Source organism: Pseudomonas sp. MBLB4123 (genome assembly GCF_051904775.1).
Taxonomy (GTDB): Bacteria; Pseudomonadota; Gammaproteobacteria; order Pseudomonadales; family Pseudomonadaceae; genus Aquipseudomonas; species Aquipseudomonas benzenivorans_B.
In genome coordinates this window covers 2,418,544-2,440,913 of record NZ_CP196711.1, presented here as the reverse complement: position 1 = coordinate 2,440,913, position 22,370 = coordinate 2,418,544, and the positions used below count along the sequence as shown (strand labels likewise).

General features: G+C 65.8%; 20 protein-coding genes and 1 pseudogene. 9 read left to right on the top strand and 12 right to left on the bottom strand.

Going from position 1 to position 22,370, the window contains the following annotated elements:
- Positions 1-88: 88 nt before the first annotated feature.
- Positions 89-847, bottom strand: a complete 759-nt coding sequence (locus ACSX1C_RS11255; protein ID WP_439886208.1) for a hypothetical protein — start codon at positions 845-847, stop codon at positions 89-91.
- Between the two features lie 169 nt (positions 848-1,016).
- On the opposite strand from ACSX1C_RS11255, the gene sbcB reads away from it, so the two are divergent.
- Positions 1,017-2,444 (top strand): exodeoxyribonuclease I, encoded by a 1,428-nt coding sequence (sbcB, locus tag ACSX1C_RS11250; RefSeq protein WP_439886207.1) that lies wholly within the window; start codon positions 1,017-1,019, stop codon positions 2,442-2,444.
- 463 nt (positions 2,445-2,907) lie between these two features.
- Here the strand turns inward: sbcB and mvaT are convergent, their stop codons facing one another.
- A complete protein-coding gene (gene mvaT, locus ACSX1C_RS11245) occupies positions 2,908-3,282 on the bottom strand; it encodes a histone-like nucleoid-structuring protein MvaT (RefSeq protein WP_318645161.1) in 375 nt (124 codons plus the stop codon).
- A gap of 344 nt (positions 3,283-3,626) precedes the next feature.
- Between mvaT and purU the strand changes: the two genes are divergently transcribed.
- Together purU and ACSX1C_RS11235 are read left to right on the top strand one after the other, a co-directional pair.
- Positions 3,627-4,478, top strand: a complete 852-nt coding sequence (gene purU, locus ACSX1C_RS11240) for a formyltetrahydrofolate deformylase (RefSeq protein WP_439886206.1) — start codon at positions 3,627-3,629, stop codon at positions 4,476-4,478.
- 44 nt (positions 4,479-4,522) lie between these two features.
- The gene (locus ACSX1C_RS11235) at positions 4,523-4,945 is read left to right on the top strand and encodes a CBS domain-containing protein (protein ID WP_318645163.1); all 423 of its coding nucleotides are present in this window, start codon (positions 4,523-4,525) and stop codon (positions 4,943-4,945) included.
- Between the two features lie 320 nt (positions 4,946-5,265).
- Here the strand turns inward: ACSX1C_RS11235 and ACSX1C_RS11230 are convergent, their stop codons facing one another.
- Positions 5,266-5,991, bottom strand: coding sequence for a methyl-accepting chemotaxis protein (locus ACSX1C_RS11230; protein ID WP_369960366.1), 726 nt, complete (start codon positions 5,989-5,991; stop codon positions 5,266-5,268).
- Positions 5,992-6,120: 129 nt separating this feature from the next.
- Positions 6,121-7,143: pseudogene (locus ACSX1C_RS11225) on the bottom strand (HAMP domain-containing protein); the annotation flags it as partial.
- A 143-nt stretch (positions 7,144-7,286) separates the two neighbouring features.
- On the opposite strand from ACSX1C_RS11225, the gene ACSX1C_RS11220 reads away from it, so the two are divergent.
- Positions 7,287-8,783, top strand: a complete 1,497-nt coding sequence (locus tag ACSX1C_RS11220) for a helicase HerA-like domain-containing protein (RefSeq protein ID WP_439886205.1) — start codon at positions 7,287-7,289, stop codon at positions 8,781-8,783.
- 81 nt (positions 8,784-8,864) lie between these two features.
- Here the strand turns inward: ACSX1C_RS11220 and ACSX1C_RS11215 are convergent, their stop codons facing one another.
- Positions 8,865-9,077 carry a hypothetical protein gene (locus tag ACSX1C_RS11215; protein ID WP_318646297.1) on the bottom strand — a complete coding sequence of 71 codons (213 nt, stop codon included), beginning with the start codon at positions 9,075-9,077 and terminating at the stop codon, positions 8,865-8,867.
- 593 nt (positions 9,078-9,670) lie between these two features.
- Between ACSX1C_RS11215 and ACSX1C_RS11210 the strand changes: the two genes are divergently transcribed.
- The 3 genes from ACSX1C_RS11210 (at position 9,671) to ACSX1C_RS11200 (ending at position 11,160) form a co-directional block, all read left to right on the top strand.
- Entirely contained in the window at positions 9,671-10,027 is a 357-nt protein-coding gene (locus tag ACSX1C_RS11210; RefSeq protein WP_439886204.1) for a YciI family protein, read from the top strand.
- A 52-nt stretch (positions 10,028-10,079) separates the two neighbouring features.
- Complete coding sequence (locus ACSX1C_RS11205) at positions 10,080-10,526, top strand: YybH family protein (RefSeq protein WP_439886203.1); 447 nt, start codon at positions 10,080-10,082, stop codon at positions 10,524-10,526.
- A gap of 73 nt (positions 10,527-10,599) precedes the next feature.
- Positions 10,600-11,160 (top strand): SRPBCC family protein, encoded by a 561-nt coding sequence (locus ACSX1C_RS11200; RefSeq protein WP_439886202.1) that lies wholly within the window; start codon positions 10,600-10,602, stop codon positions 11,158-11,160.
- A 162-nt stretch (positions 11,161-11,322) separates the two neighbouring features.
- Here the strand turns inward: ACSX1C_RS11200 and ACSX1C_RS11195 are convergent, their stop codons facing one another.
- Both ACSX1C_RS11195 and ACSX1C_RS11190 read right to left on the bottom strand, forming a co-directional pair.
- Positions 11,323-12,270: an IS481 family transposase gene (locus ACSX1C_RS11195; RefSeq protein ID WP_439886201.1), complete on the bottom strand. Its 948-nt coding sequence runs from the start codon at positions 12,268-12,270 to the stop codon at positions 11,323-11,325.
- Between the two features lie 83 nt (positions 12,271-12,353).
- Positions 12,354-13,301, bottom strand: a complete 948-nt coding sequence (locus tag ACSX1C_RS11190) for a helix-turn-helix transcriptional regulator (protein WP_439886200.1) — start codon at positions 13,299-13,301, stop codon at positions 12,354-12,356.
- A 124-nt stretch (positions 13,302-13,425) separates the two neighbouring features.
- Between ACSX1C_RS11190 and ACSX1C_RS11185 the strand changes: the two genes are divergently transcribed.
- Both ACSX1C_RS11185 and ACSX1C_RS11180 read left to right on the top strand, forming a co-directional pair.
- Positions 13,426-14,136 carry a glutathione S-transferase family protein gene (locus ACSX1C_RS11185; protein ID WP_439886199.1) on the top strand — a complete coding sequence of 237 codons (711 nt, stop codon included), beginning with the start codon at positions 13,426-13,428 and terminating at the stop codon, positions 14,134-14,136.
- Between the two features lie 392 nt (positions 14,137-14,528).
- A complete protein-coding gene (locus tag ACSX1C_RS11180; protein ID WP_439886198.1) occupies positions 14,529-15,656 on the top strand; it encodes a M14 family metallopeptidase in 1,128 nt (375 codons plus the stop codon).
- 53 nt (positions 15,657-15,709) lie between these two features.
- Here ACSX1C_RS11180 and lipA read toward each other — a convergent pair whose 3' ends face one another.
- The 5 genes from lipA to ACSX1C_RS11155 all read right to left on the bottom strand — a co-directional run bounded on the left by lipA (position 15,710) and on the right by ACSX1C_RS11155 (position 22,117).
- Positions 15,710-16,687, bottom strand: a complete 978-nt coding sequence (gene lipA, locus ACSX1C_RS11175) for a lipoyl synthase (RefSeq protein WP_439886197.1) — start codon at positions 16,685-16,687, stop codon at positions 15,710-15,712.
- Between the two features lie 82 nt (positions 16,688-16,769).
- Complete coding sequence (gene gcvT, locus ACSX1C_RS11170; protein WP_439886196.1) at positions 16,770-17,894, bottom strand: glycine cleavage system aminomethyltransferase GcvT; 1,125 nt, start codon at positions 17,892-17,894, stop codon at positions 16,770-16,772.
- Positions 17,895-17,984: 90 nt separating this feature from the next.
- On the bottom strand, positions 17,985-19,361 hold the full coding sequence (locus tag ACSX1C_RS11165; protein WP_439886195.1) for an L-serine ammonia-lyase: 1,377 nt from the start codon (positions 19,359-19,361) through the stop codon (positions 17,985-17,987).
- A 73-nt stretch (positions 19,362-19,434) separates the two neighbouring features.
- Positions 19,435-20,688 carry a serine hydroxymethyltransferase gene (glyA, locus tag ACSX1C_RS11160; protein WP_439886194.1) on the bottom strand — a complete coding sequence of 418 codons (1,254 nt, stop codon included), beginning with the start codon at positions 20,686-20,688 and terminating at the stop codon, positions 19,435-19,437.
- Positions 20,689-20,740: 52 nt separating this feature from the next.
- Entirely contained in the window at positions 20,741-22,117 is a 1,377-nt protein-coding gene (locus tag ACSX1C_RS11155; RefSeq protein ID WP_439886193.1) for an alanine/glycine:cation symporter family protein, read from the bottom strand.
- Between the last annotated feature and the right edge of the window lie 253 nt (positions 22,118-22,370).

Genomic DNA, 22,370 nt, shown 5'->3' with positions numbered 1-22,370 from the left:
CTGCGTCGAAGAAAGCCCGATGCTAGCCAGCGGCGGGCGGGGAAGCAACCGGGCCCGGCGACGGGCCCGGTGCAGGCAGGGTATCCGCTTACTGGGCCGGCGGCAGCACGCCGAAGATGGTGCGATAGAGCACGCCCATGGCGATGACGAACAGCGGGATGCTCCAGACCAGGCCGATGCCCAGGGGAATCATGCTGATCAGGGTGATCAGGCCGAGCACCAGGAACAGACCGAAGACCTTGAACCAGTGCTGGGTGATGGCCTTGCGCGAGGCTTCCAGGGCCTGCCAGGGCGACAGGCCGCGCTCCACCACCAGCGGAATCGCCAGCATATAGGCCACGCCGAGGTAGAGGCCGGGGAGAACCAGCAGGAGCATGCCGGCATACACCAGCAGCGTCATGATCACCGCGGTGATCACCAGCGGCAGGGTGCGGCCGAAGTGGCTGAAGATCTCGTTGAAACTGATCGGCTGGCCGGCGGCGCGGCGGATACCGACCATGTTGATGCCGGCCATGAAGGGGTAGGCCAGGGCCGAAGCCAGCATGCCGACCAGCAGTTCGCCGATGATGGCGCCGGCCGAGCCCTCGCTGGCCACGCCGAGGATGCCGAATACGCCGCCCAGGACCAGGGAGGCGACTAGCATCACCACATAGAACACCAGGAAACCGCCGACGATGATGCCCTTGGTGCCCTTGACCAGCTGCCAGGACTCGCCGAGCAGATCGCCGATGCGAAAGTCGTAGCCGCGACTCAGGGCCTGTTCGATGCTGGGCACCTGACCGTCGTTGCGGGCGTCCTGGAGGTCGCTGGTCGGCGCGGCGTAGGGGTTGGTGGTGGCGTCGGTCATGGGACATCCTTGTGCGCGAGGGTTGATCGAGAGCCTCACTGTAGCCGCGCCAGGCCGCAGCCGACAAGGCGCCGTCCGGCCTGGACGTGCGCTGGCGCAAGGTTCTGCAGCGATAAGCCCGGGGCGCGCGGATGCTAGACTGCCGCGGCCATCGACTCAGGACCGCCCCGTGACCTCCATCTTCTGGTACGACTACGAAACCACCGGCATCGACCCGCGACGCGACCGTCCCCTGCAGGTCGCCGGCATTCGCACCGACGAAAACCTCAGGGAAATCGGCGAGCCGCTGAATATCTACTGTCAGCCCAGCGACGACATCCTGCCGCACCCGGCCGCCTGTCTGGTCACCGGCATCACCCCCGGCCGCCTGGCGGAGCGGGGGCTGAGCGAGGCCGAGTTCATGACCCGGGTGCACGCCGAACTGGCCCAGCCCGGCACCTGCGGCGTCGGCTACAACAGCCTGCGTTTCGACGACGAGGTCACCCGCTACAGCCTCTACCGCAACTTCTTCGACCCCTATGCCCGCGAGTGGCAGGGCGGCAACAGCCGCTGGGACCTGATCGACCTGGTGCGCACCGCCTACGCCCTGCGCCCGGAAGGCATCGTCTGGCCGCAGGAGGAGGGACGCGTCAGCCTCAAGCTGGAGCGCCTGACCCAGGCCAATGGCATCGACCACGGCCAGGCCCACGACGCCCTGTCCGACGTGCGCGCGACCATCGCCCTGGCGCGCCTGCTGCGCGACAAGCAGCCGAAGCTGTACGACTACCTCTATCGGCTGCGCAGCAAGCAGCGAGTGCTCGATCAGGTTCGCCTGCTGCAGCCGCTGGTGCATGTCTCCGGCCGCTTCGCCGGCGCGCGGCATTATCTGGCCCTGGTGCTGCCGCTGGCCTGGCATCCGCGCAACCGCAATGCCCTGATCGTCTGCGACCTGCAGGCCGATCCCGCGCCCTTGCTCGCCGAAGACGGGGAAACCTTGCGCCAGCGCCTCTATACCCGCCGCGAGCAGCTGGCCGAAGGCGAGTTGCCGGTGCCCTTGAAGCTGCTGCATATCAACCGGTGTCCAGTGGTGGCGCCGCTGAAGGTATTGCGTAGCGAGGATATCCAGCGCCTGCAGCTGGATATGGCGACCTGCCAGGCCCGGGCGAAATTGCTGGCGGAGATGCAAATGCAATGGCAGGACAAACTTACCCAGGTCTATGGCGAGGAAGATTTCGCCGCCAGCGAGGACCCGGAACAGCAGTTGTATGACGGTTTTATCGGCGATCGCGATCGGCGTTTGTGCGAGCAAGTGCGTAACGCCGAGCCACAACTCTTGGCCAAGCAAAGCTGGCCATTCGACGATGCGCGGCTGCCGGAATTGTTGTTTCGTTATCGCGCGAGAAATTTCTTCCCCAGTCTGAGTGCCGCCGAACAACAGCGCTGGCACGAATTCTGTCGGCAACGCTTAAACCGGATCGAGTGTGGCGCCCCGAATACCCTGGCAAGTTTCGAGGCCGCGCTGGCCGAAGTATTCGCTTCGGCGCCACTGGCACAGCAGGCGGTATTGAACGAATGGCGGGACTACGCGCAGCGGTTGCGGGCGCGTTATGGTCTTTAACTGGCTTCTGGCGGCACAGTTGCAGGACCCGGCGTATGGCCGTGAGCCGTTTATTCGTCTGGCGCACTCGTGTATCTCGAGTTTATCGGTGAGCCAGGGTTAATTGAGTGGGCACTGCGGCAGTTCGGCGACTTTTTTCAGCCTTTTTAACCGGGCAGATGAGGTGTGTCGACGGCCTCGTTCTAACTGGCATTAGGCGGTTTTTCACCGTCTTTCTGAAAGGGGCTAAGAGAGGCCATTTCGAAAAGACCATCCGGTAACCTTGTAACTTGTAGGGCCATGGCCGGACGTGGGGAGGCTTTTGCCGGGGCATCCGCACAAGCGGGTGTGTTCTCGAGTACGAGGCGAGGTCTATTGGTTTTTCCCGGCGCATCGGTCGTTGCATCAGGGCAATAGGGGCGGCATAAAAAACGCCAGCAAGGCTGGCGTTTTTTATGCACTGAGCAACCGAAAGGCGTGGGACTTAGCCCAGCAGGGTGGCCCAGCTTTCTACGACGTCGGCGCCCCACTTGGCTTTCCACTCTTTCAGGGTCTTGTGGTTGCCGCCTTTGGTTTCGATCACTTCGCCGGTATTGGGGTTCTTGTACTGCTTCACCTTGCGCGCGCGCTTGGTGCCGGCCGGTTTGGCGGCGCGAGCGGGCTTGCTGACTTTGGCTTCCGGGTCGAGCAGGGCGATGATGTCGCGCAGGGACTTCTGGTATTCGCCCATCAGTGCGCGCAGCTTGCCTTCGAACTCCAGCTCTTTCTTCAGTTTGTCGTCTTGCGACAGATTCTTCAGGCGTTCCTGCAGTTCTTTGATGGCTTCTTCGGTAGCGCGGTATTCGTTGATCAGCGACATGAAATTACCTTGAGTCGTAAGGGGAGATGGCTAAGTGTCAGTAATAATAGTCAGGCACTTTTCACAAGTAAACCGCTTTGTTAAGGCTGGCCGCCAATGTACATCTTTAGTTGCACATTGGCCCGGCTACTGGCCGCGCGTGGCTGGTAAGCCAGGTTTGATGTATCGCCCGGTCAGGCGTCGGTATTCGAGAACGGCGTCTCGGTACGGCAGTTGAGCTGCGACTTCGACAGGGGAGAATCGGCTTTATCCACTCCAGGGTATCGGACACAACTGCAGGGCTACTGCAGTTTTTCCGCACTGTGGCTAGAGAGGCCGACTTTGCGAAACTCTGGAGTCTTTCCATGCGTACTTTTCGCCTGGTCATCGCCTGCCCGGACCGTGTCGGTATCGTGTCCAAGGTCAGTAACTTTCTGGCGACCTATAACGGCTGGATTACCGAGGCGAGTCACCACTCGGACGCCCAGAGCGGTTGGTTCTTTATGCGTCATGAGATTCGCGCCGACTCTCTGCCATTCGATATAGAAGGCTTGCGCCAGGCCTTTGCGCCGATCGCCCGGGAGTTTTCCATGGAGTGGCGTATTACCGATTCGGCACAGAAGAAACGTGTGGTGTTGATGGCCAGCCGCGGGTCCCATTGCCTGGCGGATCTGCTGCATCGCTGGCACAGCGATGAACTCGATTGCGATATTCCCTGCGTCATTTCCAATCACGATGATTTGCGCGGCATGGTCGAGTGGCACGGTATTCCCTTCTGTCATGTGCCGGTCGACGCGCAGGACAAGCAGCCGGCATTTGCCGAAGTGGAGCGGCTGGTCAAGGCGCATGAGGCCGATGTCATAGTCCTGGCCCGCTACATGCAAATTCTGCCGCCGCAACTGTGCGCCGAGTTCTCCCAGCGGGTGATCAATATCCATCACAGCTTCCTGCCGTCCTTCGTCGGCGCCAGGCCCTATCATCAGGCGTCGCTGCGGGGCGTGAAGCTGATCGGTGCGACTTCTCACTACGTCACCGAGGAGCTGGATGCCGGGCCGATCATCGAGCAGGATGTGGTGCGGGTGAGCCACCGCGACAGCGTCGAGGAAATGGTGCGCCTGGGTAAGGATGTGGAGAAGATGGTGCTGTCCCGTGGACTACGCTATCACTTGGAAGACCGGGTGCTGGTGCACGACAACAAGACGGTGGTGTTCGACTGAGCTTGCTGCGTGTGCCGCTAGGTAGACGGCACAGGAGTTCGCTTATGCTCAAGTCAATCAAGGTGCGGGACTACATGACCCGCCATCTGGTGACCTTTCGGTCCGATACCGATCTGTTCACCGCTATCAACCGACTCCTGGAGCACCGCATTTCCGGCGCTCCGGTGGTCGACTCCCAGGGGCATCTGATCGGCTTGCTGTCGGAGGGCGATTGCCTGCGTGGCATCCTCTCCGGTGCCTACTACGAGGCCATCGGCGGTACCGTCAGCGGTTATATGGTCACCGACGTGGAGACCATCTCGCCGGAAGTCGACATCATCGAGGTTTCCCAACGCTTCCTGCGTGGTCGTCTCGGGCGTATACCGGTGATCGAGAATGGACGTCTGGTCGGCCAGATCAGCCGCAGCGACGTGCTGCGTGCGGTGAAGGAGTTCGCCCAGCACGAGCAGGGCAAGGCCGCCAGCTGAAACCGTTGGCCGAGTGCGTGCCTGGTCGGCGTCAGCCGTAGTTGGGAACCACGTACGGCGAGTTGGGCGTCGACTACAGAGGATGACAGGATGAAGGACCCGCTCGAGCGCGCTACTTCCAGGCCGCCACCTACGCTCGGCGAGGGTTGTGTACGGCGCTATGACCCCGGGGCCCTGGAGGATGCCAGCGGCTGCGACTTCTCGGATGCTGCCGCGTTGTGGCAACAGCTGCAGGACGGGCAGGCCCGCGCGAAGAGGTCGCAGGCGGACTGAAACGGGGCGCTCATTGAGCGCCCCGTCGCTTGCCACGCCGCAGAAATCTAGATGCGGAAGCTGCCCACCAGCTGCTTGAGGCGGGTGGCCTGCTGCTCCAGGTCGCCGCAGGCGCGCAGGGTGGCCTGGAGGTTTTCCACGCCTTCCTGGTTGAGGGTGTTGATCTCGATGATGTCCATGTTCAGCGACTCGATCACCGAGGTCTGTTCCTCGGTGGCGGTGGCCACCGACTGGTTCATGCCGTCGATCTCGCCGATGCGCTGGGTCACGCTGCTCAGGCGTTCGCCGGCCTGGTTGGCGATTTCCACGCTTTCCTCGCTGTAGCGCTGGCTCTCGGTCATGGTGGTGACCGACTCGCGGGAGCCGACCTGCAGCTCCTCGATCATCTGTTCGATTTCCTGGGCCGACTCCTGGGTGCGGTGCGCCAGGTTGCGTACCTCGTCGGCGACCACGGCAAAACCGCGGCCCGCCTCGCCGGCCCGCGCCGCTTCGATGGCGGCGTTGAGCGCCAGCAGGTTGGTCTGTTGGGAGATGCTCTTGATCACCTCGAGAATCTGGCCGATGTTCACCGTCTTGCTGTTCAGCGTCTCGATATGGCTGCAGGCGCCGCTGATCTTGCCGGACAGATCGTTCATCGCACGGATGGTCTGCTCCACCACCTGCCGGCCGTCTTCGGCCTGGCCGCGGGCTTCGGACGCCTGGGTCGAGGCGTCGGCGGCGTTACGGGCGATTTCCTGGGCGGCGGCGCCGAGCTGGTTGATCGCCGCGGCCACGCTGTTGGTGCGGCTGGCCTGCTCGTCGCTGTTGTGCAGCGAGGAGTTGGAGGCGCCCAGTACCAGCTGGGCCACCTCGTTGACCTGCAGCGTGGCGGAGGAGACCTCACGGATCGAGGCATGAATGCGCTCGACGAAGCGGTTGAAGGCCTTGGCCAGTTCGCCGAACTCGTCGTTGGACTGGATCGCCAGGCGCTTGGTCAGGTCGCCCTCGCCCTGGGCGATGTCCTGCATGGCCTTGCCCATCAGGTGCAGCGGCTGCATCAGCACGCGGATCAGCATGCTCAGCAACAGGATGATGAGCACCACCGCGGTCAGGGTGGCGACCAGGGCGGAGGCGCGGAACTCGCTGAGCAGCGCGTAGGCCTTGGCCTTGTCGATGGACAGGCCGAGGTACCAGGTGACCGAGGGCAGGCCCTCGATCGGGGCGAAGGTGAGGATGCGGGTCTGGCCGTCCACCTCGACTTCGCCGAAGTCGCGGCCGATGCGCGGGGTGTTCTGCGGGAACACGTCCTTGAGGTTCTTCATCACCAGGCCCTTGTCCGGATGGACGAGGATCTTGCCGTCGGCGCTGACCAGGAAGGCGTAGCCCATGCCGTCGAAGTCCAGCGAATTGATGATGTCGACCAGGGTGGCCAGGCTCAGGTCGCCGCCGACCACGCCCGCCGGCTTGGCCGGGGTGGCGATGGTGATGATCAGCCCGCCGGTGGCGGCGTCCACATAGGGCTCGGTGAGGGTGGTGCCGCCGGCGGCTACGGCGTCCTTGTACCAGGGGCGCGTGCGGGGGTCGTAGCCGTCGGGCATCTGCTCGTCGGGGCGCATGGTGAAGGCGCCGTCTTCGCCGCCCAGGTAGGTGAAGGCGAAGGTCGAGGCCAGCGCGCGCTGCTCCAGCAGGCCGGCGACATTGTCGGAGGAGGCGTCGCGGGCGATCGACTGGGCGGCGTTCTCGACCAGCAGGATGCGTCCGGACAGCCAGTTCTGGATGGTCCCGGCGGTCACCTCACCCATCTCGTGGAGGTAGTTCTCCAGATTGGCGCGGATGGCCTGGCGCTGCAGGTAATCGTTGTACAGGGTGAATAACGAGAAGGCGGCGATCACCACCAACGAGGCGGCGAGCAGGATCTTGTGGCTGAACTTCAGATGGTTGGTCATGGCTTATGCTGTCCGTTATGGTCGGCTACCAGTCTTGGCTGGCTGGCGGGGCACGCAGAGGCGGGAGTCGAGTGCCGGGGGCACTGGACGTGCCGATTATGTCGGTATCGCTCGGGCAAATCTTTAGTCCAGGAGACAGCAAGATGTCTGTATCAGACCAGTTCGTTTTCGGCGCCGACCAGGGCGGTCAGCCCGTAGGCCAGCCCCTGCGCCTGGCCAATCGGCACGGCCTGGTGGCGGGGGCCACCGGCACCGGCAAGACGGTCACCCTGCAGCGCCTGATCGAGGGTTTCAGCGATGCCGGCGTGGCGGTGTTCGCCGCCGATGTGAAGGGCGATCTCTGTGGCCTGGGCGCGGCCGGAGCGCCCCAGGGCAAGGTGGCCGAGCGCATCGCCAGCATGCCGTGGCTGGCCCACCGGCCGCAGGCCTACCCGCTGACGCTGTGGGACGTGCATGGCCGCAGCGGCCATCCGTTGCGCACCACCCTCAGCGAGATGGGGCCGCTGCTGCTCGGGGCCTTGCTCGAGCTCAGCGACAGCCAGCAGGCGGCGCTTTATGCCGCCTTCAAGGTGGCCGATCGCGAGGGCCTGCTGCTGCTCGACCTGAAGGACCTGAAGGCGCTGCTCGCGCACCTCAAGGCGCACCCGCAGGTGCTCGGCGATGACGGCGCGCTGTTCACCCAAGCCTCGGCGCAGGCCCTGCTGCGGCGCCTGGCGAGCCTGGAGCAGCAAGGGGGCGAGGCGCTGTTCGGCGAGCCGGCCCTGCAGCTGGAAGACCTGCTGCATCCGGACCGCGACGGTCGTGGGCGCATTCACCTGCTCGATGCCAGCCGCCTGGTGCATGAGGCGCCCAAGGTCTATGCGACCTTCCTGCTGTGGCTGCTGGCCGAGCTGTTCGAACAGCTGCCCGAGCGCGGCGATGCCGACCAGCCGGTGTTGGCGCTGTTCTTCGACGAGGCGCACCTGCTCTTCGCCGATACCCCCAAGGCCTTGCAGGAGCGTCTGGAGCAGGTGGTGCGGCTGATCCGCTCGAAAGGCGTCGGGGTGTACTTCGTCACCCAGTCGCCCGGCGACCTGCCGGACGACGTGCTGGCCCAGCTCGGCCTGCGCATCCAGCATGGCCTGCGCGCCTTCACCGCCCGGGAACAGAAGGCCCTGCGCGCGGTAGCCGATGGTTTCCGGCCCAACCCGGCGTTCGACACCCTGAGCCTGCTGACCGAACTGGGCATCGGCGAGGCCCTGGTCGGCACCCTGGAGGACAAGGGCACCCCGGCCATGGTCCGGCGGGTGGCCATTGCGCCGCCGCAGTCGCGGATCGGGCCGCTGAGCGAGGCCGAGCGCGCGGCCCTGGTGCGCCACTCGTCCCTGGCCGGCCGTTATGACCAGGCCGTCGACCGCGAATCCGCCTACGAACTGCTCAGTGCGCGCGCCGCAGCCGCCAGTGCCGAGGCCGCGCAGGCCAAGGCCGGAGCCTCTACCGCCGGGGCGCCGGCCGCCGGCATCGGCAGTAGGGCGGGCGATCTGCTCGGCGGCCTGGCCAGCCAGGCCATGAAGAGCGCAGTGCGCCAGGTCGCCAACCAGATAGGTCGGCAGCTGGTGCGGGGGCTGATGGGTTCGTTGCTGGGCGGCAAGCGCCGCTGAGCGAATGACCGCGCTTCCCGGGGCGAGGACCGGGAGGCGCGGTTTGCTACCGATTCATCGGCTAAGAGTAAGGCGGCGCCGTCAGTCGTCAGGCTTGTCGGCTTTGTCGTGCAACTCTTTTTCGATCTTTTCCAGTTCTTTCTCGAATGCTTGATCGAGAAGATTGGCCTTCTTACGCCAGGGTTTGCGCTCGGGGTCCGGTTGAGCGGCGTAGGTGGTGACTTCCCCGCCGTATACATCCTTGTAACGCTGCGCCTGGCGCTCGAGTTCGGCGCGCAGTTCGTCTTTCGTCACGTGGTTACCCATGGTCTGGAACTTTTAAGGTGACAACGCAAGGCTGCCTGCCTCGCTGCTACGGTCACCGCGTTCGTTGCGGCCTGAGCCGCTGTTTGGTTGTCGGTAGATGTTTCTGTTTGTAATTTATTATTTTAATTCTAATTAAAACAAACACTTATCTGTTTAAGTCGCTTCTTTTTACGGCCGGTTAGGCCCGCGCGGCAGTAATTATGGCGAACACCCGTTAAAAGTCTAGCGTCGATTGAACCCTAGTTAAGAACAGGGCATGCACGCTGTCACGGATTTTCTTCATGGTCGTGCGAGTGAATATTAGGAAGGGCGTGAAGAAGTCGCGCGAAGTGTGGGGTGTGACTAGTGGGTCACATATTCGGAGGGCGTCTCTAACGCGACGGTGCGACTTTCATGTTGCGAACAGGGCGAAGGTCTTTGATTGTCCGGCAACTCCGCGGGCCTTGCGCCGCCGGTGCGCCGGGCGCCTGAAAAAGGCCCTCAAGTTTGGGCCGGAAATTATTTTACTGCCGATGTCGAATCCGTGCGCCGGCAGACGACTATCGATAGCCACCGCGAAAACAACCGAGAGGGAGAACGCCATGAAATACCTGTGCCTGGTCTACAGCGACGAGCGCGCGCTGCACGACTCGCCCGACAGCCCGCGCGACGAGGAATGTTTCGCCTACGCCGAGACGGTGCAGCAGAGCGGCCGCATGCTCGCCGCCGAGGCCCTGCAGCCGGTGCACACGGCCACCACGGTGCGCATGCGCGGCGGCCAGCTGGCGATCACCGACGGCCCCTTCGCCGAGACCAAGGAGCAGCTCGCCGGCTTCTACCTGATCGAGGCCCGCGACCTCAACGAGGCCATCCAGATCGCCGGGAATATTCCCGCCGCCCGGGTCGGCTCGGTCGAGGTGCGGCCGGTGCGTCAACTGGATGTAGCACCGGCCGGCTGACCCGGCGCCCGCTACGCGCGCCATTCGACGACCATTACAGAGGAGCACCACCATGAGCACCGCAAACCGTCTACAAGACCCGCGCAGCCAGGTCCAGTCTCTGCTGGACAGCTGGGTGCAGGCCGTACAGGCCAAGGACGTCGCCCGCATCGTCGGTCACTATGCAACGGACGTCGTCGCCTACGACGCCATCCTCCAGCTGCAGTTCAAGGGGCGCGAGGTCTACGGCGCGCACTGGCAGGCCTGCATGGAGATGTGTGCGGGGCCGGGCGTCTTCGAGGTCTTCGAGCCGACCCTTCTGGTCGGTGACGACCTGGCCCTGGGTTTCTACCTGTGCCACTGCGGCGGCAGCGACGACAAGGGCCAGGAGCAGGCGTCCTGGATGCGCGTGAGCCAGGGCTACCAGAAGCGCGACGGCCGCTGGCTGATCGTGCACGAGCACTTTTCCGCGCCGTTCGACATGGAGAGCGGCAAGGCGCTGTTCGATCTCAAACCTTGAGCGCTATCCGCGCCCCGGCCGCGGGGCGTCATTAACATCCGCAGGCCGCGCTCGCGGCCGCTGAGGAACCTTCATGAGCAGGAGAACAACCAGCATGCTCGGCTACGCCCTTATTACCCTCGCTTTGCTCCTCGCCCTGTTGCTGACGCTGGTGGCCCGGCAGCCGGATGGCTTTAGCGTCGAGCGCTCGGTCAGCGTGGCGGCGCCACCGGAGGTGGTTTTCGCCCAGGTCAACGACTTCCACAACTGGGAGCGTTGGTCGCCCTGGGCCAAGCGTGATCCGGCCATGCAGAAGTCCTACGAGGGGCCGAGTGCCGGCGTCGGCGCGGTCTACCGCTGGGCCGGCAACAAGGAGGTCGGCGAAGGCAGCACGACCATAGTCGAAAGTCGGCCGAGCGAGTCGATCCGCATCCAGCTGGTGTTCCTCAAGCCCTTCCAGGCCACCAACGACGTGCTGTTCAGCTTCGTTCCCGAGGGCGAGAGCACCCGCGTGACCTGGCGCATGAACGGACGCAATAACTTCATGAGCAAGGCCATGCACTTGGTGATGGACATGGACAAGATGGTCGGCGGCGACTTCGAGCAGGGCCTGGCGCAGCTCAAGGCCGAGGCGGAGGTGGCGGGCGTGCCGTGAACCGGTTAGCAGGCCGTTGAAAGACTACCTACGTTGGCAATGCTGCGTTAAAAACGGCCCGGGACGCGGCGTCTCACAATGCTCATTTACAGCACGTAAACTCCGTTTTTTCGGCTGTTTTTGCCTTGTCTTGCCTGCCTAGCCTACGTTTTCAACGGCCTGCTAGATGTGTAAACCCAGTACGTTGTTCAGTGGAAGTGGCGCGCGGCTGATGGGCGGGTTGTACCCGAGGCTGGCATGTGGGCGGTGCCAATTGTAGTGATGCAGCCAGGGCATCAGGTGCTGTGCTCGCTGTGCTGAACTTTCGTAGCTACGGGCATAGGCCCACTCGCGCAGGCTGGTCTGGATGAAGCGCTCGGCCTTGCCGTTGGTGCGTGGCGTATAAGGTTTGGTGCGCAGGTGGCGCAGCCCCAATCGTCTGACCAGGCGCCGGAACTTGCGTGAGCCATAACAGCTGCCGTTGTCGGTCATGATGCGGGTGAAGTGAATGCCCAGGCTACGGTAGTAACGCAGCGCTTGAATTAAAGCCTGACACGCACTGCGGCCACGCTCATCAGGATGCAAACTACTGAAAGCGATACTACTGGCATCGTCGATGGCCACATGGACGAACTCCCAGCCCGCACCGCTGGAGTTTTGCTGGCGGTCACCGGTGACCCGGTGGCCTGGCTTTCTGAAGCGTCCCAGCTTCTTGATATCCAGGTGCAGCAGATCACCAGGCGTCGGGTATTGGTAGCGCACCACAGGTGGCGCCGGTTCCAGTTCGGCCAGCCGATTCAAGCCGAGCCGTTGCAGACGGCGAGCCACAGTGCTGACAGCCAAGCCCAATTGGATCGCTATCTGCTGATAGGTATGACGGGCACGACGCTGCTCGATCACTCGCTCCACTAGCGCATCGGGCGTTGCATGGGGACAGTGCTGCGGACGTGACGAGCGATCCTTCAAGCCGGCCTCGCCTTCCTCGCGAAAGCGCTGCAGCCATTTGTAGGCGGTTCGCACGCTCACACCGGCGGCCTGGGCCGCTTCCTCGACCCGCAGGCCGCGCTGAATGCGCTGAACCAAAAGGGCTCGACCGCGAGGGGTAAGACGGGCATGTTTATGCAGGTTCATCCGGGGCTCCTGGAAGGCTTGGTTGGTCGCACTTCCAGAATTCCGGGAATGCCCCGGATGAACAACCTACTGAGAGATCACAGCTAGAGCGTCAGCCGCAGCAGGCGCTGGGCTTGTTCGCGCAGGGCCGCGCGTAGCGCCGGCGGTTGCTGGATCTCGAAGTCGAAGGACAGGTCCGCCAGCTGACGGGCGAACCAGCTCAGGCTGTCGGTGCGGCTGCTCAGGTGCACGCCGTCCGGGTTCGGCACCAGCATGCCGACGCTGCCGCCCAGTTCGAGCGTGGCGCTGTGCAGGTCGGTGTACAGCTGCACCTCGACCGGAAAGGCGCGCGGCAGGTTGGCGATGCTGGCGTTCAGATGGCCGGCGGCGTCGAAGTCGACCGGCCGCACGAAGTGTTGCGCCAGCGCCTGGAGTGCCTGAATCCGGTCCAGGCGGAACGAGCGCAGGCCCTGGCGCAGGTGGCACAGGCCGCTCATGTACCACAGGCCCCAACGGTAGACCAGGCCATAGGGATCGACTTCGCGCTGGCTGACCGTACCCTGTTGCGAGCGGTAACTCAGCAACACCCGCTGCCTGGCCTGGGTCGCGTCGGCCAGGGCCGGCAGCAGGCGGCTGTCGCTGGTCGCCCGGCTGCGTGGCAGCTCCAGGGTGGTGCTTTCGCTCAGGGCGCGCACCCGTTGCTGCAGGTTCGCCGGCATCACCCGGTGCAGCTTGGCCTGGGCGCTGGCCACCGCCGGCGCGGTTTCCACCAGGCCCAGATTACCGGCGGCCAGCAGGCCGAGGGCGATAGCCTGGGCTTCCTCGGGGGTGAACATCATCGGCGGCAGCTTGAAGCCGGCGACCAGGCGGTAGCCGCCGTGCCGGCCACGCTCGCTGCTCAGCGGGATGCCCAGTTCCTCCAGGCTGCTGATGTAGCGGCGCAGGGTGCGGCCGTCGACGTCCAGGCGTTGCGCCAGCTCGCGACCGCTGATCTGCCCCTGGCTCTGCAACAGTTCCAGCAGGGCCAGGACACGGGTGGTGGGGTTGCCCATGAAATTATTTGCGCGTGCCGAATTTATTAGGGCGGAATATAGCCTATTTAGCCCTTAGCCTGTGCTCCTGCCGGGGCCACAGAGGTTCCGGCACCCCTCGAATATCACGTGAAGGAGCCAAGTCATGCAACCCGTACTCTTCTATGGCGTACCCCAAGGTTGTTCGTTCGGTTCGATCGTTGCCCTGGAATGGTTGGGCGAGCCTTACCAGCTGTGCCGCATCGAGATGCTCGAACAACCCTGGGACCGCCTGTTCGGCCGGATCAACCCGCTGTACCAGACACCGGCGCTGCTGCTGGAAAACGGCGAGGCGCTGAGCGAGAGCCTGGCCATCCTCCTGCACCTGGCGGCCCGCGCGCCGCACTCGCCGTTGGGGCCGCGCCAGGGCACAGCGGAGTTCGATCGTCTCAACCAGATGCTCGCCTATCTGGTGACCGACTTTTTCTCGGCCTTCAACCCGCTCTGGATCGCCTACGAGAAGGACGAGTTGAACGACGAGGCGCGCGCCGTGCTGCGGGCCCTGGGGCAGGAGAAAGTCGCCGATGCCTGCGCCTACCTGAACCAGTTGCTGAGCGATCGTCCCTGGTTGCTCGGCGATGAGCGCAGCCTGGCCGATGCCTACCTGGCCGGTGTCGCGCGTTGGGCCGAGTATCACCAGCTGTTCGACCTGCAGCAGGACTATCCACACCTGGCGCATTACCTGGCTCGGCTGGCGGCCGACCCGGCGGTGCGTTTCGCCACGGCGCTGGAGCAGGGCGAGCCGGCCAACGGCAACGGCGGCTTCATGGGCCATGTGCAGTTGGAGCAACTGCGCCCGCGCCTGCTCGACGAGTAGGGCGTAGCGCACCCCATCGGGAAGATGGCCGGCCGGGCCGAAATGGCCCAGTCGGCAGCCCGTACTGGCGCAGTCAGGAAACGACATGAACGATCAACGATCCATAGTGGTCGCCAACTTCAGGCGCAGCAGAGCCTGGCATGAGACCGCGTGGGCCCCTGGGCTAGCTGCTGAGAACCGATACCGATGACGGTCGGGTACGCATGGCCGGGCCGGGCCGAAGAGGTCGCCGCCTGAGGCAATAGTGGCGAGCAGCCCCGTGGCCGGTGCCGACGGGGCGTGGCGGTCTCTGCCCGCCCATACGGGGTTATTTGTCGCCTCGGGCATTTCCACGTCGGGCTGGAACTGCGATCCTCGCGACCTTCGGTCAACAGTTCGTGCCTGAGGTGGCCATGCAGATCAGCTCCGACTTCGACAGCGGCAACATCGAGGTGCTCGATGCCGGCAACCCGCAGCGAGTGCTGTTGGCCATACGTCCGGACCTCAACAGCCACCACTTCCAATGGTTTCACTTCAAGGTCGAGGGCCTGCTACCCGGCCAGCGCTATGGTTTCAGCCTGAGCAACGCCGGCGAGTCGGCCTATAACCAGGCCTGGAGCGGTTACCACGCCGTCGCCTCCTACGACCAGCGCGACTGGTTCCGTGTGCCCAGCCGCTTCGAGGACGGCGCGCTGCAGTTCGAGCTGGAGCCGCGCGAGGCGCAGGTCTGGTTCGCCTACTTCGAGCCCTACAGCCGGGCTCGGCACGACGGGCTGATCGCCCAGGCCCTGGAGCGGGCCGGCACGGAGCTCTTCGCCTGCGGCCAGAGCGTCGAGGGCCGCGCCATTCAGCTATTGCGGGTCAGCCGCAACCGACAGGCGCCGCGCAAGCTCTGGATCATCGCCCAGCAGCACCCCGGCGAGCACATGGCCGAATGGTTTATGGAGGGGCTGATCGAGCGCCTGCAGCGCGATGACGCCGAGCTGGATGCCCTGCTGCAGCAGGCCGATCTCTACCTGGTGCCGAACATGAACCCCGACGGCGCCTGCCGCGGCCATCTGCGCACCAACGCCGCCGGCCAGGACCTCAACCGCGCCTGGCAGTCGGCCGATGCCAGGGAGACGCCCGAGGTGTACTTCGTCCAGCAGCAGATGCGCCGGGTCGGCGTCGACCTGTTCCTCGACATTCACGGCGACGAGGAAATCCCCCAGGTGTTCACCGTCGGTTGCGCGGGCAACCCCGGTTACAGCCCGCGCCTGGCGGCCCTGGAGGCGGAGTTCAGGCGCCGCCTGCTGGCCAGTGGCGCCGAATACCAGACCGCCCGCGGCTACCCGCTCGATGCGCCGGGCCAGGCCAACCTGACCCTGGCCTGCAACGCCGTGGGCCAGGAGTTCGATTGCCTGTCCTTCACCCTGGAGATGCCGTTCAAGGACCACGACGACCGGCCCGTGCCGCAGACCGGCTGGAACGGCGCGCGCTCCAAGCAGCTGGCCGAGAAGGTGCTCGGTGTGGTGGCGGGGATGGTCGACCAGCTGCGCTGAGCGGCAGAAAAAAGGCGACCCGAGGGTCGCCTTCTTATCGACTGCCGAGCCGTTCAGGCGATCTTCTCGCCGTGGGCCTGCTGGTCGGCGTGGTAGGAGGAACGCACCAGGGGACCGGCGGCGACGTTCGTGAAGCCCATCCGGGCGCCCTGTTCGGCGAACCAGGCGAAGCTGTCCGGGTGGACGAAGCGCTGCACCGGCAGATGACTGCGCGAGGGCTGCAGGTACTGGCCGAGGGTCAGCATGTCGATGTCGTGCTCGCGCATGCGCTGCATCACCTCGATCACCTCCTCGTCGGTCTCGCCCAGGCCGAGCATCAGCCCGGACTTGGTCGGCACCTGCGGCACCCGTTGCTTGAATTGCTGCAGCAGGTCCAGCGACCACTCGAAGTCCGAGCCGGGGCGCGCCGCCTTGTACAGGCGCGGCACGGTTTCCAGGTTGTGGTTGAACACATCCGGCGGCTCGGTCGCGGTGATCGCCAGGGCCACGTCCATGCGCCCGCGGTAGTCCGGCACCAGGGTCTCCAGCTGGATGGCCGGGCTCAGCGCGCGGATCTCCCGCAGGCAGTCGGCGAAGTGCTGGGCGCCGCCGTCGCGCAGGTCGTCGCGGTCCACCGAGGTGATCACCACGTACTTCAGGCGCAGGTCGGCGATGGCCACCGCCAGGTTCTTCGGCTCGTCCGCATCCAACGGCTTGGGCCGACCGTGGCCGACGTCGCAGAAGGGGCAACGGCGGGTGCAGATGTCGCCCATGATCATGAAGGTGGCGGTGCCGCCGGAGAAGCACTCGCCCAGGTTCGGGCAGCTGGCCTCTTCGCAGACGCTGTGCAGCTTGTGCTTGCGCAGCAGCTGCTTGATCCGCGCCACCTCGGGCGATGCGGCGATCCCCACCCGTATCCAGTCGGGCTTGCGCGGCAGTTGCTCGGTGGGAATGATCTTCACCGGAATGCGCGCCACCTTCTCGGCGCCGCGCAGCTTGACGCCCGCCTCGACCTTGGCCGGCTTGCCGGCGCTGTCCACAACAGTGCTCATGTTCGGTTTCCACTGAGAGCCGGTGCATCGCACCGGCAAGGGTTCAGGTGGAGGGGCAGGCCAGGCGCCGCCCCGGGTCGGCTCAGCCGCGGTAGTAGCGCTGCGGCACGAACGGCGTCTTGGACACTTTCATGGCCACGCGCTTGCCGCGCACCATCGCCCAGACTTCGCTGTCCACCGCCACGTGGCTGCTCTGCACGTAGCCCATGGCCACCGGTGCACCGAGGGTCGGGCCGAAGCCGCCGCTGGTGACGGCGCCGATCACATTGCCCTCGGCGTCGACGATTTCCGCGCCTTCACGCACCGGCACCCGCTCCTGGGGCAGCAGGCCGACGCGCTTGCTGGCCACGCCGCTCTGCTGCTGGGCGAAGATCCGCTCGGCGCCGGGGAAGCCGCCGGCCCGCGCGCCGTCGGCGCGGCGGGGCTTGGACATGGCCCACAGCAGGCTGGCCTCGATCGGCGTGGTGCTGGTGCTCATGTCGTGGCCGTACAGGCACAGGCCGGCTTCCAGGCGCAGCGAGTCGCGCGCGCCGAGGCCGATGGCCGCGACCTCCGGCTCGGCCAGCAGGCTGCGCGCCAGGGTCTCGGCGTGTTCGTTGGGCATGGAGATCTCGTAGCCGTCTTCGCCGGTGTAGCCGGAGCGGCTGACGAAGCAGTCGACGCCGAGCAGGCGCACGCTGGCGAACTGCATAAAGGTCATCTGCGCCACTTCAGGCGCCAGGCGTGCCAGTACTTCCGCGGCCTTCGGCCCCTGCAGGGCCAGCAGGGCGCGCGACTCGAACAGGCTTTCGATCTCGCAGCGCTCGCCGATCTGGCGGCGCAGGTGGGCCAGGTCCTGGTCCTTGCAGGCGGCGTTGACCACCAGGAACAGGCAGTCGTCGGCAAGCCGGGCGACCATCAGGTCGTCGAGGATGCCACCATTTTCATCGGTGAACATGGCATAGCGCTGCATGCCCACCGGCAGGTCGATGATGTCCACCGGCACCAGGGTTTCCAGGGCCTGGGCGGCATCGGCGCCGCGCAGGACGATCTGGCCCATGTGGGAGACGTCGAACAGGCCGGCCGCATCGCGGCAGTGCAGGTGTTCCTTCATCACGCCGAGGGGGTACTGCACCGGCATGTCGTAGCCGGCGAAGGGCACCATGCGGGCGCCGAGTTCCAGGTGCAGGGCGTGCAGCGGGGTTTTCGCCAGGTTTTCGCTGGTCATGCGGAGTCTCCAGTAGGGTGCGCCGGGCGCACCTTGTTGTGGTCTATGGGTGGGTCGGGTAGGGCAGGCGCGCGCGGCGCCCGCCGCTCGTCAGCATTCGATGATGTTGACCGCCAGGCCGCCGCGGGCGGTTTCCTTGTACTTGCTCTTCATGTCGGCGCCGGTCTGGCGCATGGTGCGGATCACCTTGTCCAGCGACACGTAGTGCTGGCCGTCGCCGCGCAGGGCCATGCGGGCGGCGTTGATCGCCTTGACCGAGCCCATGGCGTTGCGCTCGATGCAGGGCACCTGGACCAGGCCGCCGATCGGGTCGCAGGTCAGGCCGAGGTTGTGTTCCATGCCGATCTCGGCGGCGTTCTCCACCTGGGCCACGCTGCCGCCGAGCACTTCGCACAGGGCGCCGGCGGCCATCGAACAGGCCACGCCGACCTCGCCCTGGCAGCCGACCTCGGCGCCGGAGATCGAGGCGTTCTCCTTGTACAGGATGCCGATCGCCGCGGCGGTGAGCAGGAAGCGCACCACGCCGTCCTCGTTGGCACCGGGGATGAAGCGCATGTAGTAGTGCAGCACCGCCGGGACTATGCCGGCCGCGCCGTTGGTCGGCGCGGTCACCACGCGGCCGCCGCTGGCGTTCTCCTCGTTGACCGCCAGGGCGTAGAGGTTGACCCAGTCGAGCACGCTCAGCGAATCGCGCAGGGCCGCTTCCGGGTGCTTGCACAGCTGGCGGTGCAGCGCGGCGGCGCGACGCTTGACCTTGAGCCCGCCGGGCATGATGCCCTCGTTCTGGCAGCCGGCCTCGACGCAGTCCTGCATCACCTGCCAGATCTTCAGCAGGCCGGCGCGGGTTTCCGCTTCCGTGCGCCAGGCGGACTCGTTGGCCAGCATCACCTGGCTGATCGACAGGTTGTGCGCGGCGCACTGCTCCAGCAGCTGCTTGGCGGTGGTGAAGGGGTAGGTCAGGGGCGTGCGGTCCTCGACGATGCGGTCGGCACCGGCGGCCTCCTCGTCGACCACGAAGCCGCCACCCACCGAGTAGTACTCGCGCGAGCGGATCTGCAGGCCGGCGGCGTCGAAGGCGCGGAAGATCATGCCGTTGGGGTGATAGGGCAGGGGTTTGCGAATCATCGCCAGGTGTTCTTTCTCGACGAAGCGGATGGGCTTCTCGCCGAGCAGCTTGAGCTCGCCGGCCTTGCGCATGGCCGCCAGGCGGGCGTCGATGGTGCTGGTGTCGATGGTATCGGGCTGGTCGCCCTCGAGGCCGAGCAGCACGGCCTTGTCGCTGCCGTGGCCCTTGCCGGTGGCGCCGAGCGAGCCGTACAGCTCGACCTTGACCGACTCGGTGTTGGCCAGCAGCTCGTCGCGGCGCAGGCCCTCGACGAAGCGCACGGCGGCCCGCATCGGCCCGACGGTGTGCGAGCTGGAGGGGCCGATGCCGATTTTGAACAGATCGAAAACGCTGAGTGACATGGTGGACTCCGGCTTCTTGCGCTGCCCATGGCGCGCGCCGTCAGGCGCGCGTCGGGCTAAGCAACCTAGTTATCTATTCAGCGTAGACCGGGAAGCTGGCGCACAGCCCCGCGACCTGACCACGGACCCGTTCGATGACGCTGGGGTTGTCCAGGTCGGCGAGGATGTCGCAGATCCAGCCGGCCAGTTCACGGCACTCGCCTTCCTTGAAGCCGCGGGTGGTGACCGCCGGGGTGCCGATGCGCAGGCCGGAGGTGACGAAGGGCGACTGCGGGTCGTTCGGTACGGCGTTCTTGTTCACCGTGATGTGCGCGGCGCCGAGCGCCGCGTCGGCGGCCTTGCCGGTCAGGCCCTGCTTGATCAGGCTGAGCAGGAACAGGTGGTTGTCGGTGCCGCCGGAGACCACTTCGAAGCCGCGGCCGACGAAGACGTCGGCCATGGCCTGGGCGTTCCTGATCACCTGCTGCTGGTAGTCCTTGAAGCCCGGCTCCAGGGCCTCCTTGAAGCACACCGCCTTGGCGGCGATCACGTGCATCAGCGGGCCGCCCTGGGCGCCGGGGAACACCGCGGCGTTGAGCTTCTTCTCGATCTCCGGGTTGGCCTTGGCCAGGATCAGGCCGCCGCGCGGGCCGCGCAGGGTCTTGTGGGTGGTGGTGGTGACCACGTCGGCGAACGGCAGCGGGTTCGGGTAGAGGCCGGCGGCGACCAGGCCGGCGACGTGGGCCATGTCGACGAACAGCAGCGCACCGACCTTGTCGGCGATGGCGCGGAAGCGCGGGAAGTCCAGGGTCTTGGAGTAGGCGCTGAAGCCGGCGACGATCATCTTCGGCTGGTGCGCGAGGGCCAGGCGCTCGACCTCGTCGTAGTCGATCAGGCCGTCGGCGTCGATGCCGTACTGCACGGCGTTGTACAGCTTGCCGGAGGAGCTGACCTTGGCGCCGTGGGTCAGGTGGCCGCCGTGGGCCAGGCTCATGCCCAGCAGGGTGTCGCCGGCGTTGAGCAGGGCCAGGTACACGGCGCTGTTGGCCGAGGAGCCGGAGTGCGGTTGGACGTTGGCGTAGTCGGCGCCGAACAGCTGCTTGGCGCGGTCGATGGCCAGCTGCTCGACCAGGTCGACGTGCTCGCAACCGCCGTAGTAGCGCTTGCCCGGGTAGCCTTCGGCGTACTTGTTGGTCAGGCCGCTGCCCTGGGCCTGCATCACCGCGGGGCTGGTGTAGTTTTCCGAGGCGATCAGCTCGATATGGTCTTCCTGGCGGCGCTCTTCGGCGGCGATGGCGTGGGCCAGGGCCGGATCGTAGTGGTCCAGGGTCAGGCTTTTATAGAACATCGGATCAGTCCTGTACTAAGGGCGCGACCGCCTCGCGGTCGCGCCTGGGGGGTTAGCGTTGTACGGGGGCGCCGCCGGCCACACGGCCGTCGCGGGCGAAGTATTCCTTGGTCAGCTTGACCACCACGGGGCTGAGCAGCAGCAGCGACAGCAGGTTGGGCAGCGCCATCAGGCCGTTGAGGGTGTCGGCGACCAGCCAGGCGAAGTCCAGCTGGGCGATGGCGCCGAAGGGTACGGCCAGGACCCAGAGGATGCGGAACGGCATGATCGACCGGGTGCCGACCAGGTATTCCCAGCATTTCTCGCCGAAGTAGCTCCAGCCGAGGATGGTGGTGAAGGCGAAGACCACCAGGGCGATGCTGAGGATGGCGCCGCCGAAGCCGGGCATGGCCGACTCGAAGGCCGCCGCCGACAGGCCGGCGCCGCTGGCACCGCTGGTCCAGACGCCCGAGGCGATGATCGCCAGGCCGGTCAGGGTGCAGATGATGATGGTGTCGATGAAGGTCCCGAGCATGCCGATCATCCCCGAGCGCACCGCGCTGGTGGTGGTGCCGGCCGCCTGGGCGATGCCGGCGGTGCCCAGGCCCGCCTCGTTGGAGAAGATGCCGCGGGCCACGCCGAAGCGGATGGCCGCCATCACCGCCGCGCCGGCGAAGCCACCGGTGGCGGCCACCGGGGTGAAGGCATGGGTGAAGATCAGCGAGAAGGCACCGGGGATGGCGTCGGCATTGACGATCAGCACCACGATGGCGGCGGCGACGTAGGTCACGCACATGGCCGGCACCAGGGTCGCGGCGACCTTGCCGATGCGCTTGATGCCGCCGAGGATCACCAGGCCGACGAAGGCCATGGCGACCAGGCCGGTGACCCAGGCCGGAATGCCGAAGGTGTCGGTCAGGGCGTGGGCCATGGAGTTGACCTGGACCATGTTGCCGATGCCGAAGCCGGCCAGGCCGCCGAAGATGGCGAAGGCGCTGCCGAGCCACAGCCACTTCTTGCCCAGACCGTTCTTGATCGCGTACATCGGCCCGCCGACGTGCTCCTTGCGCGCGTCGGTCTCGCGGTAATGCACCGCCAGCACCACTTCGCAGTACTTGGTGGCCATGCCGACCAGGGCGGTGCACCACATCCAGAACAGCGCGCCGGGGCCGCCGAGGAAGATCGCGGTGGCCACGCCGGCGATGTTGCCGGTACCGACCGTGGCGGCCAGGCAGGTCATCAGCGCCTGGAAGGGGCTGATCTCGCCACTGGCCTCGTCGCCTTTCTTGCGGCCCTGCCACATCAGGGCAAAGCCTGCGCCGATCTTGCTCAGGGGCATGAATTTCAGGCGCAGCATGAGGAACAGCCCGGTGCCGAGGATCGCCACCAGCATGGGCGGGCCCCAGACCAGGCCGTTGATTTGATTGGTAAGGGTGTTGATGAATTCCATGTAGAGCACCTCTTTCTTGTTGTAAGCGCGGGTTTACCCGCGTCGGATAGGGGCTTTCGTGCGGTTGTGCCGCAATGGGAATCGCTGGTGTGCAGGGTTGCCGCCGGTAGGCAGCGACCGTTGCGGGGAGGCGCGGCGAGCACCCTGGGTTTGCCGACACAAGCGGCGCGCCGCACCCCCCGCAGGGGGGCTGACCGCCGTCACAGCGGGCGGTCAGGTGCGGCCGCCGGGATGCCGGGGCATCCGCTCGGCC

Excerpts from the sequence above, each read along its gene's own strand:
- ACSX1C_RS11255 (WP_439886208.1), bottom strand. The coding sequence starts at position 847 with ATGACCGACGCCACCACCAACCCCTACGCCGCGCCGACCAGCGACCTC.
- mvaT (WP_318645161.1), bottom strand. The coding sequence starts at position 3,282 with ATGTCGCTGATCAACGAATACCGCGCTACCGAAGAAGCCATCAAAGAA.
- purU (WP_439886206.1), top strand. The coding sequence starts at position 3,627 with ATGCGTACTTTTCGCCTGGTCATCGCCTGCCCGGACCGTGTCGGTATC.
- ACSX1C_RS11235 (WP_318645163.1), top strand. The coding sequence starts at position 4,523 with ATGCTCAAGTCAATCAAGGTGCGGGACTACATGACCCGCCATCTGGTG.
- ACSX1C_RS11220 (WP_439886205.1), top strand. The coding sequence starts at position 7,287 with ATGTCTGTATCAGACCAGTTCGTTTTCGGCGCCGACCAGGGCGGTCAG.
- ACSX1C_RS11210 (WP_439886204.1), top strand. The coding sequence starts at position 9,671 with ATGAAATACCTGTGCCTGGTCTACAGCGACGAGCGCGCGCTGCACGAC.
- ACSX1C_RS11205 (WP_439886203.1), top strand. The coding sequence starts at position 10,080 with ATGAGCACCGCAAACCGTCTACAAGACCCGCGCAGCCAGGTCCAGTCT.
- ACSX1C_RS11200 (WP_439886202.1), top strand. The coding sequence starts at position 10,600 with ATGAGCAGGAGAACAACCAGCATGCTCGGCTACGCCCTTATTACCCTC.
- ACSX1C_RS11195 (WP_439886201.1), bottom strand. The coding sequence starts at position 12,270 with ATGAACCTGCATAAACATGCCCGTCTTACCCCTCGCGGTCGAGCCCTT.
- ACSX1C_RS11190 (WP_439886200.1), bottom strand. The coding sequence starts at position 13,301 with ATGGGCAACCCCACCACCCGTGTCCTGGCCCTGCTGGAACTGTTGCAG.
- ACSX1C_RS11185 (WP_439886199.1), top strand. The coding sequence starts at position 13,426 with ATGCAACCCGTACTCTTCTATGGCGTACCCCAAGGTTGTTCGTTCGGT.
- ACSX1C_RS11180 (WP_439886198.1), top strand. The coding sequence starts at position 14,529 with ATGCAGATCAGCTCCGACTTCGACAGCGGCAACATCGAGGTGCTCGAT.
- lipA (WP_439886197.1), bottom strand. The coding sequence starts at position 16,687 with ATGAGCACTGTTGTGGACAGCGCCGGCAAGCCGGCCAAGGTCGAGGCG.
- gcvT (WP_439886196.1), bottom strand. The coding sequence starts at position 17,894 with ATGACCAGCGAAAACCTGGCGAAAACCCCGCTGCACGCCCTGCACCTG.
- ACSX1C_RS11165 (WP_439886195.1), bottom strand. The coding sequence starts at position 19,361 with ATGTCACTCAGCGTTTTCGATCTGTTCAAAATCGGCATCGGCCCCTCC.
- glyA (WP_439886194.1), bottom strand. The coding sequence starts at position 20,688 with ATGTTCTATAAAAGCCTGACCCTGGACCACTACGATCCGGCCCTGGCC.
- ACSX1C_RS11155 (WP_439886193.1), bottom strand. The coding sequence starts at position 22,117 with ATGGAATTCATCAACACCCTTACCAATCAAATCAACGGCCTGGTCTGG.